This is a genomic window from Methylocaldum sp., assembly GCF_035627495.1.
In the GTDB taxonomy this organism is placed as follows: Bacteria; Pseudomonadota; Gammaproteobacteria; order Methylococcales; family Methylococcaceae; genus Methylocaldum.
In genome coordinates this window covers 1-17,424 of record NZ_DASPLO010000007.1, presented here as the reverse complement: position 1 = coordinate 17,424, position 17,424 = coordinate 1, and the positions used below count along the sequence as shown (strand labels likewise).

The following is a 17,424-nucleotide window of genomic DNA, read 5'->3' as shown; positions in this document are numbered from 1 at the left end:
CCCGGAGATTCAGAATGGCTGGCATACTCGAAGGCGTGGACCAAAGAACCAAGCTCGCCGGACACAATCGCCTCGAACTGCTGCTGTTCAAACTCGGTGGCTTCCAGCGCTTCGGAATTAACGTATTCAAAGTGCAGGAAGTCATTCAGTGTCCGCCCCTGACTCAGCTGCCGAAATCCCATCCGGTGATTTGCGGGGTTGCCCACTTGCGCGGCAAAACCATACCGGTGATGGACCTTTCCATGGCTATTGGCGCGCGCCCGCTGCCTCGCGACGGCGGCGGCTATGTCATCATCACCGAATACAACCGCTCTACCCAGGGATTCCTCGTTAGTGGGGTCGACCACATCATCAATATGGGCTGGGAGCAAATCCAGCCGCCGCCGAAAGGCGCGGGTAATGAAAGCTATCTTACCGCCGTGACGCAATACGAAAGGGAACTCATCGAAGTCATCGACGTGGAAAAAGTAATGAAGGAAGTCATAGGTGGCAGCGACCACGTTTCGGACGGCGTGATTGATGAGAACACCAAGGTCCTTGAGCAGCGTGTGCTTGTCGTAGACGATTCGGTCGTTGCCCGTACTCAAATCGTGCGTGTACTAGACCAGCTCGAGGTGACGAGCACGATTGCCAAAGACGGCCAGGAGGCGCTGGAAATCCTCGAACACTGGGTATCCGAAGGAAAAAATTTAAATGATTACTTGGCCATGATAATTTCCGACGTGGAAATGCCGCGCATGGACGGCTATACGCTCACGGCAAAGATGCGCAAAGACCCCGCTATGAAAGATGTATATGTGTTGCTTCATACCTCGCTGAGTGGTGTCTTCAATCAGACGATGGTTGAAAAAGTCGGCGCCAACAAGTTTCTTGCCAAATACGTTCCGGATGATCTCGCGCGGGTTGTACAACAGCGCCTGGAAGAACATCTTTTATCGACCCAAGAAGCAAGAAGGACATAAGAAGTTCCGAATCAAGCGAAACCAGGCAAGCACATCATTGCGCGAAATGCCGCGCGAGCCGTTAAACAAGCCTGCCAAGTGGAGTATTCATGAAACCGGATTTGAATCCCGACGAATTTTCAGTCTTCCAGAAATTCCTCGTGGACTCGTGCGGAATATTGCTCAGCAATGGCAAGCAATACCTGGTTAAAAATCGTTTGACCGGACTTTTGAAAGAGAGTGATTATGCGTCTATAGCGCAATTGATAGCCGCACTCCGAATTGATGCCGTCCCCTCGAAGCTCAGAACCCGCATTATCGACGCCATGACCACAAATGAGACTTTTTGGTTTCGTGACAACTCCCATTTCGAGGAGCTTAGAAACGTTCTCTTGCCGGCTTGGGCGGCCAATAAAACCGGAGGCCCCTTGAGAATTTGGTCCGCAGCCTGCTCTTCAGGGCAGGAACCTTATTCGATCGGTCTCTGTGTCGAGGAATTCTTCCGTTACGGTTGGACCGGCATAAAAAGAAACGTACAGATCATCGGGACCGACATTTCGGAATCAGTTTTGGCCGAAGCCACCCAGGCCGTCTATAGCGAAATGGCATTGTCGCGCGGATTGGACGGTAATCTAAAGTCTCGTTACTTCGAGCGCTATCAGGACAAATGGAAGCTCAAACCGGAGGTTGCCGATCGCGTCCGCTTCCAGCAATTCAATTTACTCAAGCCTTTCGCGGCGCTGGGGAAGTTTGACATTATCTTTTGCCGCAACGTGCTGATTTACTTCTCCGAGGAATTGAAGCGCGATATCTTGGCGCGCATCGCCAAAGTGCTCAATCCGGGCGGCTACCTGTTCCTGAGCAGCACGGAATCCCTTCCGTCCGGGCTTGATTCGTATGAGATCGTTCGCGGCGCCACTTGCCGCTATTACCGCTTAAAGCCAGCTCTCTGACATTATCCGGCAAATTTACCGCCCCAAGTGGCGAAAAATTGCCGCTTATCTTTTCCGTCTTCAAGCCATAACTCACAAGCTACTGTTTAGACGGACACTTTTTACGTGGCATACCTCGTGCTTAGTACTGCACAGCAGGCAACGAGGATATGTTTATGACGATCAATTTCGATAATGCCCTCGGCATCCATCCCCTAGCGCTGAAACTCCGCGATCAGCGCACCGAGTTATTGGCTTCCAACTTGGCCAATGCCGACACGCCGAACTACAAAGCCCGCGATCTGGATTTCCGTTCGGTACTGAAAAGCGTCGCCCCCTCCCCCGTCAACCTCGCGGCTACCCAGGCCGGGCATCTGACGGCAACGCCCTTCGGATCGCGGGGAGAAACATCGTATCGGGTACCGTCGCAACCTAGTTTGGACGGCAATACGGTGGAAACCGAACAAGAACAGATGCGTTTCGCCGAAAACGCGGTGCAATACCAAGCCACTCTCAACTTTTTGAGTGGCAAGATCTCCTCTTTGAGAATCGCCCTGACGGGAGAATAACCATGTCGTCGTTCAAGATCTTTGATATCGCCAGCTCCGGAATGGCCGCGCAGTCGCTGCGGCTCAACCTGGTGGCCAGCAATTTATCCAATGCGGACAGTGTCAGCAGCAGCGTCGAACAGACTTATCGATCCCGGCAGCCCGTGTTTGCGGCACAGCTTCAGGAAGCCTCGGATAAGCGTAACGCACCGGTCGGCGTGCAGGTACTCGGCGTGGTGGAGAGCCAAACGCCTTTGCGCATGGAATATGCGCCGGATCACCCGATGGCCAATGCCGATGGCTATATCTTCAAGCCGAACGTCAACACCATCGAAGAAATGACCAACATGATGTCCGCATCCCGATCCTATCAGGACAATGTCGAGGTGGCGAATACCGCCAAGCAGCTGATGCTGCAGACCTTGCGTCTCGGACAAGCCTGAGGTGACGGATCATGAGCATCGATGTCAACGCGCTTAAATCTCTCGGACTGACCGAAACCGCGTCGCCAACTCGGAAACGCAACGAACTGGGTCAAGAGGACTTCCTCAAGCTGATGGTCACCCAACTGACCAGTCAGAATCCCCTCAAGCCTCAGGACGGCACTGAATTCGTCAATCAGCTGGCCCAGTTCAGCACCGTGACGGGAATCCAGCAATTGCAATCCTCATTCTCCGACTTTGCGGCATCCGCCAACAAAGAACAGGCCTTGATGGCCGCGAACCTGGTGGGGCGATCCGCGCTGATCGCTTCCGATAAAGGCATTTTGGCCGCCAACGGCAAGATCGAGGGCGAGCTGAGTGTGCCGTCCGAGGCCGAACAGGTTAACGTCCGAATTACGGACAAGAACGGTAATTTGATCCGAATGCTGGAACTCGGGCCGCAAGCCGAAGGACCGTTGTCGTTCGAGTGGGATGGCAAGCTGGAAGACGAACTGCACTTTGCCGATCCCGGACTTTACAGGATCAAAGCCGAAGCCGTTATTGCCGGCCGAACCACAGCGCTCGAAACGCAAATCGCCGCTCCGGTGGAAAGCGTAACCGTGGGCGGATCGAAAGGCATGGAAGTCCATCTCAGCGGTCTCGGGCGTTACACGTTAAACGATATTCGGGCTGTCCTTTAATAACTATTGTCATCTAGCGAGGTAAGTCATGGCCTTTAACACTGCTTTAAGTGGCTTGAATGCCGCGTCCAATATGCTCTCGGTAACCGGCAACAACGTCGCCAATGCCAATACGACGGGATTCAAGAAATCCCGCTCCGAATTCGCCGACGTCTATGCCAGCAGCTTGGGAGGCGTTTCGTCCATCACGCCTGGCGCCGGCGTACGGGTGACTAACGTGGCGCAACAGTTCAACCAAGGCAACCTTGAATTCACCGAGAACAATCTCGATCTCGCGATCAGCGGTGAAGGCTTCTTCGTCCTCGGCGATAACGTCGACAACATCAATGAGCGGGTCTATTCCCGCGCCGGCGCCTTTCACATGGATCAAGAAGGTTATGTGGTGAATCACCTCGGCCAACCGCTGCTGGTTTACGCACCAAATGGCGAAACAGTGGCCGAAGGCTTCAGTACCGGCGTATTCCAGACCTTGCAGCTCGATTCGACGCAAGGCCTGCCGAAAGCCACGAGCTCCGTAGCGATGGGCGTCAATGTCGATTCCCGTCAAACCCCGCCCGCCACCACGCCTTTCGACCCGACGGATCCCACCAGCTATACCCATGCCACTTCGGTCACGATCTACGACTCACTGGGGAATACCCACATCGCGACCAGTTACTACGTCAAAACCGCGACCACCAACGAATGGGAACTGCATGCCTACGTGGACGGGCAAAACATGCTGGGCGGCACAACCACTGACCCGACTACCTTATTGTTCGACTCCGATGGCAAGCTCAGCCAGGTTAATGGTTCCACAGCGACAACCCAGTTTCAGACGGACTCTGTAACCATCAACCCCAGTGCTCAGCCTATCCAGCTCACGCTCGACCTGGCCGGCTCCACCCAGCTTGGCAGCGCATTTAGCGTCAACACCTTGACCCAAGACGGCCTAACCATCGGACGACTCACGGGGGTAGACATCGACGACACCGGGATCGTTTTTGCCCGCTTTAGCAACGGGGGTTCCAAACCTTTGGGGCAGGTGGCCCTGGTCCGTTTCCAAAACCCGCAAGGACTCTCCAAGCTCGGCGACACCGAATGGGGAGAAAGCGCCAATTCGGGCGTGCCGATCAATGGCGTAGCCGGTACCAGCAGCTTCGGCTCCATCAAAGCCGGCGCACTGGAGGGGGCCAACGTGGACTTGGCGCAGCAACTCGTCAATCTCATCATCGCCCAGCAGGCTTATCAGGCGAACGCGCAGACCATTTCCACGGAAAACACGATCACCCAAACGCTCCTCAATATTCGTTAACGCCCGATAGCCAGGACCTCCGACCATGGACCGTAGCCTTTATGTCGCGATGAGCGGTGCCAAGCAGATTCTGCTGGCCCAAGCATCCAACGCCAACAATCTGGCCAATGCGAATACCCCGGGCTTTCGCGCCGATTTCGAGCAACTCCGCACGATGCCGGTATTCGGGAACGGGTACCCCAGCCGGGTCTATGCCATGACCGAGCGTCCCGGCGTCGATTTGTCGACTGGCTCGTTGCAAACCACCGGGCGGGATCTCGACGTCGCCATCAACGGCGAAGGCTGGCTGGCCGTGCAAGCCAAGGACGGCAGCGAGGCGTATACACGGGCCGGGGATTTGCATATCACGCCCGAGGGACAACTCGTCACCGGCAGCGGCTTGGCGGTGCTCGGCAACGCCGGACCCATCGCCATTCCGCCCGCGCAAAAGGTCGAAATCGGCGTGGACGGAACGATCAGCATCATTCCGCAAGGCGCCAATGCCACCGCCTTGGCGGTGCTCGACCGCATCAAGCTGGTGAAACCGGATAAATCCCAGCTTGAAAAAGGCACGGACGGGCTGATGCGGGTCAAGGACGGGGCTCCGGCGGAAGCCACCAACGAGGTTCAACTGGTGACCGGCTCGCTGGAAGGAAGCAATGTCAGCACCGTGGAAGAAATGGTGCAAATGATCGAACTGGCGCGGGAGTTCGAATACCAGATCAAGATGATGAAGACCGTCGAAGACAACGGCAACGCAAGCGCCGAACTCATGCGGATCGGCTAAAGACACTCCGAGAGGTTCAAGACCATGACCACCCCTTCCCTTTGGATCGCCAAGACCGGCCTGGATGCGCAGCAAACCCATATGTCGGTGATTTCGCACAATCTGGCGAACGTCAACACCACCGGTTTCAAAAAGGAACGGGCGCTCTTCGAAGACCTGCTCTATCAGAACGTCAGGCAGGTGGGAGCGCAGTCCACGCAAAACACCACGCTCCCGTCCGGCTTACAGCTGGGTACCGGGGTTCGGACAGTCGCCACGGAAAAAATTCACACGCAGGGCAATATCCTCCAGACCCAGAACTCTCTGGACATTGCCATCAACGGCCGCGGTTTTTTCCAGATTCTTACCCCGAACGGCGATATCGCCTATACCCGCGACGGCTCGTTCAAGCTCGACTCCACCGGTCAAATCGTCACCAACGGCGGCTATCCCTTGGAACCGGCCATGACCGTGCCGCAGGGCGCCTTGAGCGTCACGATCGGCAACGATGGCACGGTATCCGTCCTGGAGCCCGGCAACCCTACGCCCAATGTCATCGGCAACATCCAGCTCGCGGACTTCATCAACCCGACAGGGCTGGAACCGATCGGAGAAAATCAGTACCGGGAGTCGGTCTCGAGCGGCGCCCCGATTGTCGGCACGCCGGGAGAAGACGGAATCGGAAAAGTAGTCCAGGGTTCTCTGGAAACTTCGAACGTTAACGTCGTGGAGGAGTTGGTCAATATGATCGAAACCCAGCGCGCTTATGAGATGAACTCCAAAGCCATCGCCACCACGGACGAAATGCTGGGCTTTGCCTCTAATACGCTCTGATGTGCTGATTCGATGAAGTCCACGGCCCTCTTTCTCATCCTGCTGACGCTGAACGGCTGTGCCGCCATCCTCAATCCGCCGCCGCGGCGGGATCCTGCCTACGCGCCGGCCCGTCCCGAGGACATGACGCCGCCCATGCAGAATCCCGGGGCGATTTTTCAGTCGGGCTACGACATGCGGCTGTTCGAAGACCATAAGGCGCGACGGGTCGGCGACACCCTCACCATCCGGCTGGTGGAAAGAACGAATGCCCAGAAAGACGCGGATACCAAGGCCGACCGTTCGGCGACCACCCAGGTAAAAGCCCCCATGCTGATGGGGCAGGAAGCGGCTGAAATCCTCGGTTACAACGTATCCAGCAGCCTGGAATCGACGCACAAGTTCGAAGGCAAAGGCGAGAGCAATCAGAGCAATCTCTTGACCGGGAACATCAGCGTTACCGTGGTGGAAGTGCTGCCCAACGGCAATCTCCGGGTGCAGGGTGAAAAGCGCGTGGGCCTGAACCAGGGCAATGAATACATCAAGCTCTCGGGACTGGTGCGCCCGGTGGACCTCGATACTAGCAATACCGTGGACTCCACAAAAGTTGCCGATGCGACCTTTATTTACAACGGAGAAGGCGTAGTGGCCGACGTCAACCGTATGGGTTGGCTGCAACGGTTTTTCACCAGCATACTGTTTCCCTTCTGATCGATTGAGGTAAGGCCGTGGGTATGTTCTCTCTGCGCGCAGTCTTTAAGATCGGTCTTCTGGCCTTTGCCCTGCCGCAATCCCAGGCGATGGCGGAGCGGGTTAAAGATATCGCCTCGGTCGCCGGCGTTCGCAGCAACCAGTTGATCGGCTACGGCCTGGTCGTCGGCTTGAACCGCACCGGCGACAAGAACCGGTTCACCAGCCAAACCTTGCGCAATATGCTGCTCCAACTAGGCGTGACCGTGCCACCCGGCATCGACCTCAAATCGAAAAATATCGCCGCCGTTTCCATACAGGCCGATCTGCCGGCCTTTGCCAAGCCCGGACAGACGATCGACGTCAATGTTTCATCGCTGGGCGACGCCACGAGTCTCCGCGGCGGCAGCCTCTTGATGACGCCGCTCAAGGGCGCCGACGGCCAGATCTATGCGCTTGCCCAAGGCAATCTCGTGGTCGGGGGGCTAAGCGCGCAGGGTCAGGACGGTTCCAAGATCACCGTCAACGTGCCCAGTTCCGGCAGAATTCCAAATGGCGCCACGGTGGAGCGCGAAGTCCCGACGGGTTTCGCCCAAGGCAGCAATCTGATGCTCAACTTGCATACGCCCGATTTCACCACCGCCAACCAAGTAGCCGACATCATCAACCGAACCTATGGCGGAAGCGTGGCGCGTCCGTTGGATGCGGCATCCGTTCAGGTCAACGCGCCGCGCGATCCGGCCCAGCGGGTCTCGTTCACGTCCATGATCGAAAATCTGGAAGTCAGCCCGGCTGAGGCCCCCGCCAAGGTCATCGTCAATTCACGCACCGGCACGGTCGTGATCAGCAGCCATGTCCGGGTTCAACCAGCCGCCGTGACCCACGGCAATCTCTCGGTCACCATCAGCGAAAAACCCATCGTCAGCCAGCCCCCGCCCCTCTCCGGAGGTTCGACCGCCGTGGTGCCCCGATCCGACTTGACCGTAAACGAGGAAGCGAACCGTATGTTCGTTTTCAATCCCGGGGTATCGCTCGATGAAATCGTGCAAGCTGTCAATCGCGTAGGCGCTGCGCCAAGCGATCTCGTCGCCATCCTGGAAGCTTTGAAAAGCGCCGGAGCACTCCGCGCCGAGCTGATCGTGATTTAGGAGAACCGGCATGATAAAGCAAACGGGCATGGCCGATGTGTATACCGACTTCAAGGGCACCGCCCAGCTCAAGAATCAGGCTAAGCATGACCCGAAGGCAGCACTCGGTGAAACCGCCCGGCAATTCGAGTCGCTGTTCATTCAAATGGCCTTGAAGAGCATGCGAGAGGCCGTGCCCAAGGGCGGGCTAATGGACGGCAAGCAGTCCCAGATGTTTCGCGATATGTACGATCAGCAATTGGCAGTGGAACTAGGCAAGCGGTCCAGCCTCGGCTTTTCCGATATGCTGGTTCAGCAGCTGGGCGGCGACAAATCTTCCAGTGACCCAAAACCCGGCATGAGCCTCGACGAATACCGCGATAATGCGCTTCCCAGGATTGATGCGGGGCCATCTGAACACATGACAGCCGAAGGTTTGAAAGTGGAGTACGGAACCGCAGCCAAGATGACCGATAAAGCGACCGCTCGGCTTCGGACCGCCCAAAGCTCACCCCAAACCGAACCGTTCGCCAATCCCAAGGAATTTGTAACCGCGCTCTGGCCTCACGCTCAGGAAGCTGCCGCCGAACTGGGCGTCGATCCCAAGCTGCTCTTGGCACAGGCCGCCTTGGAAACAGGCTGGGGAAAAACGATGGCGGCGCGAGGGAATGACGGACACAGCCATAATCTCTTCGGCATCAAGGCCGATCGGCACTGGACCGGCCAGCACGTGACCGCCCGGACCCTCGAATACGCCGACGGTATCGCCGTACGCGACAGAGCGGCATTCCGCGCCTACAACGACTATGCCGAGAGTTTTCGGGATTACGTGAATTTCCTTAAGACCAATCCCCGTTACGCGGCGGCGTTGGAACATACCGATAATCCGCGACAATTCATGGCTTCCTTGCAGAAGGCCGGCTACGCCACGGATCCCAACTATGCACGCAAGGTTCTATCCATATACGAGGAACATCGTGCGTTTGAAACGTTACCCGTTGCCTGATTCGGTCTTCAGTTAGAACGATCAGTGCCGATAACGAGTGTAAGAGCATTATTCATTCGAGTGGTTAATTATGGCTGGCGGACTTCTTGGCATAGCGACATCCGGATTGATGGCGGCTCAGCGCGGACTGACGACGACCGGGCACAACATCGCCAACGTTAACACCGAAGGTTACAGCCGGCAGAGAACGGAGCAAGTCGAACGCTTGCCCTCGTTTACCGGTGCGGGTTTTGTCGGAAACGGCGTCGACATTGCGTCTATCACTCGCTCCTATGATAGTTTTCTCAACACTCAGCTCCGGAGCAGTCTCTCCACCCATGCGGAATTGGAGACTTACCACCAGATGGCCACACAGGTCGACAACTTCATCGCGGATCCCGATGCCAGCCTGTCGCCCTCGCTTCAATCGTTTTTCAATTCGGTCCAGGACGTGGTCAACGATCCCACATCGATCGCCGCGCGGCGCGTGATGTTGACCGAGGGCGAAACGCTGGCACGGCGTTTTAATGTTCTGAATGACCGCATGGACGACCTGCGGAGCCAAGTGAATCAAAACTTGAGCACCAATCTCGATGAGATCAACGGCCTGGCCAAGGGGATCGCCGCTCTAAACGAGCGTATCGTCGTGGCCTATGGCCAAGCGGGCAAACCGCCCAATGATCTGCTCGATCAGCGTAACCTGCTGGCCGAGCAATTGGCGCAGAAAGTGAACACCAGCCTGTTTGAACAAAAGGACGGCTCTTTGAACGTCTTTATCGGCAGCGGACAGGCACTGGTCATGGGCTCGATGGCAAGCCAGTTGAGCCTGCAAGACTCGGCTTACGATCCCGACCAGAAAGACATCGCCATTACGGTCGGAGGCTCTAGCGCCGTTGTTATTACCAGCGCCATCAGCGGCGGAGAAATTGGTGGATTATTGCGCTTCGGCAGCGAAATACTCGACCCGGCCCAAAACGCGCTAGGGCGCATCGCCGTGGGGCTCGCGGCCCTATTTAACGCCCAGCACTCGGCTGGCTCCGACTTGAACGGAAATGCCGGTGCCAATTTTTTCACCGACGTCACGAACCCGGCGATCGGCCAATACAGCTCGTTCAATAAGCAGACGAATGGCGGCAACGCCGTGTTGTCTATCGCCTTCGACAACAGCGCCGGCAACGGTCCCGCCGATTTGACGGCGACCGATTACCGGTTGGATTATGACGGTACCGATTACACCCTCACCCGTCTGAGCGACAACACCCAGTTCACCAATGCCACCGGAACCTTCGCCGTAGACGGCTTGAGCATTGGCATCGGAAGCGGCTCCGCGGCGGCCAACGACAGCTTTCTCATTCGCCCGTTCCGGCGAGTGGCCGGCGATCTGGCCGCTTCGCTGACCGACCCGCGAGAAATCGCGGCGGCAGGATCGCCTTTCACGGGACCCGGCGATAACACCAACGCCCGCGCCCTGGCTCAGCTACAGACGACGCCATCCCTTCTGGGCGGGAAAGCCACCTATCAGGACGCCTACAACGACATCGTCGGCGACGTAGGCACGCTGACCCACGCCGCTGAGATCGATAGTACTGCACAGAGACAATTGCTGGACCACGCGAAACAGGCGCGCGATTCGGTGTCGGGCGTGAATCTCGATGAGGAAGCGGCCAACCTGTTACGGTATCAACAGGCCTATCAGGCCGCCGCACAATTGATTCCCGCTATGAACGATATGTTCGATGCGCTGATCGGAGCCGTGAGGAGATAAGCATGCGCATTTCAACGTCCTTGATGGAACAGTTCGGCATCAATGCGATCCTTGGCCAGCAAGCCAAGCTCTCCAAAACGCAATTGCAGCTCTCCACCGGCCAGCGCCTCCTGACTCCCGCGGATGACCCTAGTGCCGCGGTGCGTGCACTGGACTTAAATGAATCGCTGGAAAGCAACCGACAGTTTCAGTCCAACATTCAGGCAACCCGGTCAAGATTGGAATTTGAGGAGTCCACGTTGGCGGGAGCGGACAACGTGCTGCAGCGTGCACGCGAATTGACTGTCCAGAGCCTCAACGACTCGCTTAGCTCCAGCGATCGCCAGGCCATCGCAAAGGAAATGCAACAGCTTTTGGACGAAACGCTCGGACTGGCGAATACGCGGGACGCCAACGGCGAATATATTTTCGCCGGCTTTCGCTCTGACGCCGTCCCATTCGCATTCGACAATAGCCGGACCCCGCCGAGCTATGTCTATCAAGGCGACAAGAATCAGCGTCTCCTGCAAATCGGCCCGCAACGGCCCATGGCCGATGGCGATTCCGGATTCGCCGTATTCGAGAATGTTTCTTCAAGCTCGGGAGCCAATGCCATAGCCGCCTCCGGGGGCAAGCAGAGCATACTCAATACCTTGCATTCCCTGACCCAGGCCTTGACCGGAAACTTCACCGCATCTCACAGCGCTGTCCTCGGAACGCAGGATCTGTCCTCCGGCATCGACTACAGCGGCGGTGCTGTGACTTTCGATCTGGCGGTCGACGGCGGCGCGGCGGATACGGTGTCCGTCGCCGCCGCGAACTATGCATCTGCCGACGATCTCGTCACCGCCATAAATGCCGGCATCGGCGCCACTGCTTTGAGCGGAACGGTCGCCGCTCAGCATCGAGCGGGGTCGATTGAATTCGTTTCGGCAACCGCCGGGGCCACCTCGTCCGTGACCGTCAGTAACGATAGCGATGGAGTCCTGACCGACCTCGGCTTCACCAACCCGCAATCAAGCACAGGCGCCGACTTGACTTTCCACGATGCGGCTAATGCCGCACTGACCGATATCGACGCGGCGCTGCAAAACATTTTGGATACCCGAGCAAGCGTCGGCGCACGGCTGAACGCACTGGACGAGCAGGAAGACCTGCAAAGCAGGTTCATAGTCGATACTCAAGCGACTTTGTCCAATATCCAGGATCTGGACTACGCAGAAGCGATCAGCCGGTTCAATATCCAGCAAGTTGCGCTACAGGCCGCTCAGCAGGCATATGTCAAGGTACAGGGATTGTCTCTTTTTGATTATCTTCGTTAAAGCTTAGCATTCCGCACTCTTTCCTGACGCGAGCCCCGCCGGGTATGCTTCGCGCGTCCGAATTTATTTCCGGCAAATTTGTCTTTTATCAAGCATCGCCGGCATGCTGAAAATGACGAGATCCAGCCGTGGCTAAAAATTTCAAACTTGCCCTGAAACTGGTCGCACGCGATTGGCGCAGCGGCGAATTGACCATCCTGATGGTGGCGCTGCTGATCGCGGTAGCCAGCTCCAGCGCGGTTAGCCTACTGGGCGATAGGCTAGTCCGCACGATGAATCTCCAGACGGCAGAGTTCTTGGCGGCTGATCTCGTTGTCGGTGGTCATCAGGAACCGCCGGATTCCTGGCGGCAGGAGGCATCGTCGCACGGGCTGCAAGCAGCCCGCACCACCGAGTTTTCCAGCGTATTGATCGAAAACGACGAGTTGCTTTTAGTAGGCGTTAAAGCGGTCGAAAACGGTTATCCGTTGCGCGGCTCGCTTCGCACCACCCTGGGCGGCATCGCGCTAGCCACCGAAACCCGCGAGATCCCGAATCGCGGCGAGACCTGGGTGGAACAGCGCGTGCTGGCGACATTGGGTTTGAATCTGGGCAGCAAAATCACCGTGGGTGAAAAGCCGCTGCGCGTCACTCGCATTCTCACCCATGAGCCGGACCGTCGCGGCGACCTCTACAGCCTCTCGGCCCGGGTACTGATGAACCAAGCCGATGTCGCCGAAACTCGGGTCATCCAACCCGGCAGTCACGTTCATTATTACGAATTGTTTGCCGGTGACGAACGAGCGCTACGCGCATTCAAGCGCTGGCTCAAACCCCAGCTGCATCCGGGCCAACGCATCCTCGACGTGCACGAAGATCGGCCCGAACTGGGCAATGCCCTGAACCGCGCCGAACGCTATCTGGGATTGACCAGTATCGCGGTGGTGTTGATTTCGGGTGTCGCCATTGCCATGAGTGCGCGCCGCTATACCGAACGGCACTACGACATGACCGCCATGTTCAAATGCTTGGGGGCTCGCGAACGGGATATCCTATGGATTTACTTGAGCCAGTTTTTGGCTGTCGGCCTCATCGCCAGTTCGCTCGGCTGTGCCTTAGGTTATCTGGCCCAGGAAGGCGTCATACATTTACTGCGCTCCCTGCTGCCGCACACGTTGGCCAGTCCCGACTGGCACGCGGTGATGTTCGGCGCGGCCACCGGACTCCTGATCCTGTTCGGCTTCGCCCTGCCGCCCATACTCAGACTCAGGCGATTGGCTCCCTTGCGAGTGTTACGACGCGATCTCGAACCTTTACCGTCCAGCGCCTGGGTGGTGTACGGGTTCGCCGCTCTTACCCTAAGCGCTCTCCTCTGGCGCTATACCCGCGATTGGATCATGACCGCCAGCGTGCTGGCCATAGGCGGTACGGCGGTGGCCGTATTCAGCCTCATCGGCTTGTGGTTGCTGGGTCTCGGCCGCTTACTCTTGCCGTACGTTTCACTGTCGTGGCGCTTTGGCCTCCAGCATTTGACCCGCCACCCACGGCTCGGGGTGAGTCAGATACTGGCCTTCAGCATCACCCTCGTGGCCATGCTGGTCAGCCTCTTGGTCCGTACCGAGCTGCTGCAGGAATGGAAGCGGCAATTACCGGCAAACACGCCCAATCATTTCGCCCTTAACTTGTTTGACACCGATCTGGAAAGATTCCGCGAGGCCTTGAGCCAAGAGGGTATCGCCAGCAGCGAGTACTACCCCATCGTGCGCGGTCGGCTGACCGCCATCAACGGCAAAGACGTCTTTGCGATCGTGCACAAGGACTCACGGGCCGAATCCTCCATCAATCGCGAGCTGAGCCTCACCTGGGCGTCGAAGCTGCCACCGGACAACCGGGTGGTTCAGGGAAAATGGGTAGATGGAAGTGGTCCGCTTACCGTTTCGGTGGAGGCTGAGCTTGCCGAGAGTCTCGGGATCGATCTGGGTGACAAACTCACTTTCAACATTGCAGGTCAACCATTGGCAGCTACTGCGATCGGCACCCGCAGCGTACGCTGGGATACCATGACCCCCAATTTCTTCATGATTTTTTCGCCCGGAAGCCTCGATGCCTATCCGCACACCTGGCTCACCAGCTTTTATGTGCCGACGGACCTGAAGCCGGTGCTGGGGCGGCTGACCAAATCCTTCCCGAGCATGACAATCCTGGAAGTGGACGCGCTGCTGAAACAGTTTCAAATGATTTTGCAGCAGGTAACACACGCCATCGAGTACGTCTTGCTGCTGGCTTTGGCGGCAGGGTTTACCGTGTTATTCGCCGCGGTTCGGGCGACTATGGATGAGCGCATTCACGAAGACGTACTGCTGAGGACCATGGGCGCCAACCGGCGCTTGTTACGGAATGCGCAATGGGTGGAATTCGCCGCGCTGGGATTTTTAGCCGGCATCCTGGCTTCGGCAATCAGCGAGGTAATCTCGTGGATATTGTTCAGCCGGGTGTTTGACTTGGCCTATCGGTTCCACTGGGAAACCTGGTTGGCCACCCCCGTTTTAGGAGCGCTGGTGGTTGGGCTGGCAGGTTATATGAATACGCGATCAGTGGTAAAAAACAGCCCGATGCGCGTGCTGCGAGAATTATGAGTATGAGAAAACATGAAACGGCGATGGGCGAATGACCGTGGCGCTCATCGCCGTTTCGATCAGCCGCCCTTGACGTTGACTTTAGACGTCCAACCGCTCTTCCCTTGGCAGTCTCCGTCCAGCACTTTCACTTTCACGAACGGCAATTGACCGACTACCATTTCTTCTTCAACCGTTCCTTTGGTCCCTGCCTTGGTGACGCATACGCTTTGCTCCTGGTCCTCTTCGGCTTCCGATGTGCTCACCAACCCGGGCGTGGTCGTCAAATGCGAACCCCCGCCGTTCGGGTTATCCAGAGTCACCTGCTGGCCGACGGAAACAGACGTCTTGATCTGCACCTCTTCGCCGCCACCGCTCATTGCTAAAACGAGGATGATCACCATCACTGCGCCGATCGCGGCATAAAGAGCTTTCGGGTTGCTCTTCAAGGTGTCGAGGACACCTTGAACCGCCTTACTTGGGTTATTATTATCTTCGGACATTATGCTCTACCTCCTCTTAAGTTCTTATCGCCTCCGGGGTTCATAAACGAACACTATGGAGCAGGCGCAAATTACCATGTTGTCAACGCAATGCAAACAGTTAATTTGTAAGCTCCACAGCATTATCGGAGCGAGTAAGAATTACTCCACTTTATCACGCTTGATGGCTATATTTGCGATGTGGGGTCGCGACAAATGCGCGCATGAGCTATTGCAGCCAAATCCTTTTCCGGATGGTCTAAGTGTTCGCAAGTAAAACCTGTCCGGTCGCGATTTTCCCCGAACGATTATGTGCCGGATAGAATAATCCGTGTTGTACTGCGCCACTCGAATCCAGCCATGAGCGACTCGAAAAAGCTTCCGTCACAATCCAGCAGCAGTGACATCCAGGCATTTTTGAAAAAACTCACGCAAACGCCTAACGTCAAACCGGCAGGACGCAAAGGAAGACTTGTCTTTGCCCTAGACGCTACGGCTAGCCGCGAACCCACCTGGCAGGAAGCACGCCGCATCCAGTCGGAGATGTTCGATGCGGCGGCGGCTCTCGGCGGCTTGGAGATCCAGCTCTGCTTCTATAGGGGAATTGCGGACTTCGAGGCCTTCCCTTGGCTAATCCGCGCCGAAGAATTGCGGCGACGCATGGCTGACGTGGAATGCGTCGGAGGATACACCCAGATCGGCAAGGTTCTGGAGCATGCCTTGCAGGAAACGCGGAAAAGCAAGGTTGACGCCTTGGTATTCGTCGGCGACAGCATGGAAGAAAACGTCGACTATCTTTGCAAGGCGGCGGGAGAGTTGGGAATCCTAGGCATGAGAGCATTTCTCTTTCAGGAAGGTTTCGATCCTACCGCCGAACTCGCGTTCAAGCAGGTTGCCAAGCTGACTCAGGGCGCCCATTGCCGCTTCGACGCCGGAAGCGCTCGGCAACTCCGCGATCTGCTCAGTGCCGTGGCGGTCTATGCCGCAGGCGGGTTGAAAGCCTTGGAAAACTTCGGCCGCACCCGAGGCGGGGTCGTTCTGCAATTGACCCATCAGATGGCAAAGCCTTGATTCAACTCACCCTGCTGATCGCTGTCATTATTCTTGCGGTGCTGACGGTCCGCCGTTTTCTCGACTCCACGCCATCCGCCGCGCCAACCAAGAAATTCCGGCGCGGTCTGCTCTGGGCAGGGGTTTTGGCGCTGTTATTCCTGGCTGCAACCGGACGGCTGGTCTGGCTGGTTCCGCTGGTTGGCGCTCTAATCGCTGCGGTATTCCGGCTTGCGCCTCTTCTCGTCCAACTCTTGGTTCAATACGCGCCGCTGTTACGGCGCTGGCAGCACCAACGAACCGCAACCCAACAGGCGGCTTCCGGCGGCGGCCGTAACAGTTCGTTTGTGGAGTCGCATTTTCTGCGCATGCGGCTCGACCATATAACCGGCGAAATCATGGGCGAAGTGCTGACGGGGCTTTATGCCGGCCGCAGCTTGCACGATTTGACACTAGGGCAACTGAACGAACTGTACGACGACTATGCCCGCAACGACCCAGAATCCGCTTCACTGCTGAAGGCTTATATGGAGCGCGTCCATGACGCATCCTGGCAGGAGCATGAGAGCCGAACCGCTGGCCATGACCATGGCAAAATGACAACCGATGAAGCGTATCGTGTCCTAGGCATCGCTTCTGGCTCCTCTCGCGAAATCATCATCGATGCCCATCGCCGCCTGATGCAGAGAATACATCCCGACCGGGGCGGCTCCGACTATCTCGCAGCGAAGATCAATCAAGCCAAAGACGTTTTGCTCGGCCGTTGAAATCACCCAAATCATAAGTCCCCGCTCCTGCTCCCGTTAACGGATCGAGAACGTTCTACAACGATTGCGTCGCCATTTTTTACGAAACCTTTTGGGACCTCCAAGTCTCCAAAAGGAGCAAAAAATTGGCGACGAGTATTGCCTTCGGCGCCCCGGCCGTCCTGCGTTCGACCGGTCCCGACCCAACCAGGGGTCGGGACCTGGCTCCACAATGACTCGACGCCCGGTCGCGATGCCTTGTGGGTCGCCTACGACCGCCGCTCTCGC

At 57.1% G+C, this 17,424-nt stretch carries 17 protein-coding genes; 16 read left to right on the top strand and 1 reads right to left on the bottom strand.

Features of this window, described 5'->3' with window-relative positions; translation table 11 throughout:
* Positions 1 to 14: 14 nt before the first annotated feature.
* The 14 genes from VEB01_RS00645 (at position 15) to VEB01_RS00580 (ending at position 14,879) form a co-directional block, all read left to right on the top strand.
* A complete protein-coding gene (locus VEB01_RS00645) occupies positions 15 to 962 on the top strand; it encodes a chemotaxis protein CheV (protein ID WP_324872172.1) in 948 nt (315 codons plus the stop codon).
* 89 nt (positions 963 to 1,051) lie between these two features.
* Positions 1,052 to 1,894, top strand: a complete 843-nt coding sequence (locus tag VEB01_RS00640) for a CheR family methyltransferase (RefSeq protein ID WP_324872171.1) — start codon at positions 1,052 to 1,054, stop codon at positions 1,892 to 1,894.
* Positions 1,895 to 2,049: 155 nt separating this feature from the next.
* Positions 2,050 to 2,442 carry a flagellar basal body rod protein FlgB gene (gene flgB, locus VEB01_RS00635; RefSeq protein WP_324872170.1) on the top strand — a complete coding sequence of 131 codons (393 nt, stop codon included), beginning with the start codon at positions 2,050 to 2,052 and terminating at the stop codon, positions 2,440 to 2,442.
* A 2-nt stretch (positions 2,443 to 2,444) separates the two neighbouring features.
* Positions 2,445 to 2,864 carry a flagellar basal body rod protein FlgC gene (gene flgC, locus VEB01_RS00630; protein WP_324872169.1) on the top strand — a complete coding sequence of 140 codons (420 nt, stop codon included), beginning with the start codon at positions 2,445 to 2,447 and terminating at the stop codon, positions 2,862 to 2,864.
* Between the two features lie 11 nt (positions 2,865 to 2,875).
* Positions 2,876 to 3,544 (top strand): flagellar hook assembly protein FlgD, encoded by a 669-nt coding sequence (locus tag VEB01_RS00625; RefSeq protein ID WP_324872168.1) that lies wholly within the window; start codon positions 2,876 to 2,878, stop codon positions 3,542 to 3,544.
* Positions 3,545 to 3,572: 28 nt separating this feature from the next.
* The gene (gene flgE / locus VEB01_RS00620) at positions 3,573 to 4,838 is read left to right on the top strand and encodes a flagellar hook protein FlgE (RefSeq protein WP_324872167.1); all 1,266 of its coding nucleotides are present in this window, start codon (positions 3,573 to 3,575) and stop codon (positions 4,836 to 4,838) included.
* A gap of 25 nt (positions 4,839 to 4,863) precedes the next feature.
* Positions 4,864 to 5,604, top strand: coding sequence for a flagellar basal-body rod protein FlgF (gene flgF / locus VEB01_RS00615; protein ID WP_324872166.1), 741 nt, complete (start codon positions 4,864 to 4,866; stop codon positions 5,602 to 5,604).
* Between the two features lie 24 nt (positions 5,605 to 5,628).
* Complete coding sequence (flgG, locus tag VEB01_RS00610) at positions 5,629 to 6,417, top strand: flagellar basal-body rod protein FlgG (RefSeq protein ID WP_324872165.1); 789 nt, start codon at positions 5,629 to 5,631, stop codon at positions 6,415 to 6,417.
* Between the two features lie 12 nt (positions 6,418 to 6,429).
* Positions 6,430 to 7,107, top strand: a complete 678-nt coding sequence (flgH, locus tag VEB01_RS00605; RefSeq protein WP_324872164.1) for a flagellar basal body L-ring protein FlgH — start codon at positions 6,430 to 6,432, stop codon at positions 7,105 to 7,107.
* Between the two features lie 23 nt (positions 7,108 to 7,130).
* Entirely contained in the window at positions 7,131 to 8,234 is a 1,104-nt protein-coding gene (locus VEB01_RS00600; protein WP_324872163.1) for a flagellar basal body P-ring protein FlgI, read from the top strand.
* A gap of 10 nt (positions 8,235 to 8,244) precedes the next feature.
* A complete protein-coding gene (gene flgJ, locus VEB01_RS00595) occupies positions 8,245 to 9,219 on the top strand; it encodes a flagellar assembly peptidoglycan hydrolase FlgJ (protein WP_324872162.1) in 975 nt (324 codons plus the stop codon).
* A gap of 70 nt (positions 9,220 to 9,289) precedes the next feature.
* Entirely contained in the window at positions 9,290 to 10,963 is a 1,674-nt protein-coding gene (gene flgK, locus VEB01_RS00590) for a flagellar hook-associated protein FlgK (protein ID WP_324872161.1), read from the top strand.
* A 2-nt stretch (positions 10,964 to 10,965) separates the two neighbouring features.
* Positions 10,966 to 12,264, top strand: a complete 1,299-nt coding sequence (flgL, locus tag VEB01_RS00585; RefSeq protein ID WP_324872160.1) for a flagellar hook-associated protein FlgL — start codon at positions 10,966 to 10,968, stop codon at positions 12,262 to 12,264.
* Positions 12,265 to 12,392: 128 nt separating this feature from the next.
* Positions 12,393 to 14,879, top strand: a complete 2,487-nt coding sequence (locus tag VEB01_RS00580) for an ABC transporter permease (RefSeq protein WP_324872159.1) — start codon at positions 12,393 to 12,395, stop codon at positions 14,877 to 14,879.
* A 59-nt stretch (positions 14,880 to 14,938) separates the two neighbouring features.
* On the opposite strand, the gene VEB01_RS00575 is transcribed toward VEB01_RS00580, so the two are convergent.
* The gene (locus VEB01_RS00575; protein WP_324872158.1) at positions 14,939 to 15,361 is read right to left on the bottom strand and encodes a hypothetical protein; all 423 of its coding nucleotides are present in this window, start codon (positions 15,359 to 15,361) and stop codon (positions 14,939 to 14,941) included.
* A gap of 339 nt (positions 15,362 to 15,700) precedes the next feature.
* On the opposite strand from VEB01_RS00575, the gene VEB01_RS00570 reads away from it, so the two are divergent.
* Complete coding sequence (locus tag VEB01_RS00570; protein ID WP_324872157.1) at positions 15,701 to 16,411, top strand: hypothetical protein; 711 nt, start codon at positions 15,701 to 15,703, stop codon at positions 16,409 to 16,411.
* On the top strand, positions 16,408 to 17,157 hold the full coding sequence (locus tag VEB01_RS00565; RefSeq protein ID WP_324872156.1) for a J domain-containing protein: 750 nt from the start codon (positions 16,408 to 16,410) through the stop codon (positions 17,155 to 17,157). The genes VEB01_RS00570 and VEB01_RS00565 overlap by 4 nt, the downstream gene beginning before the upstream one ends.
* Positions 17,158 to 17,424 lie beyond the last annotated feature (267 nt).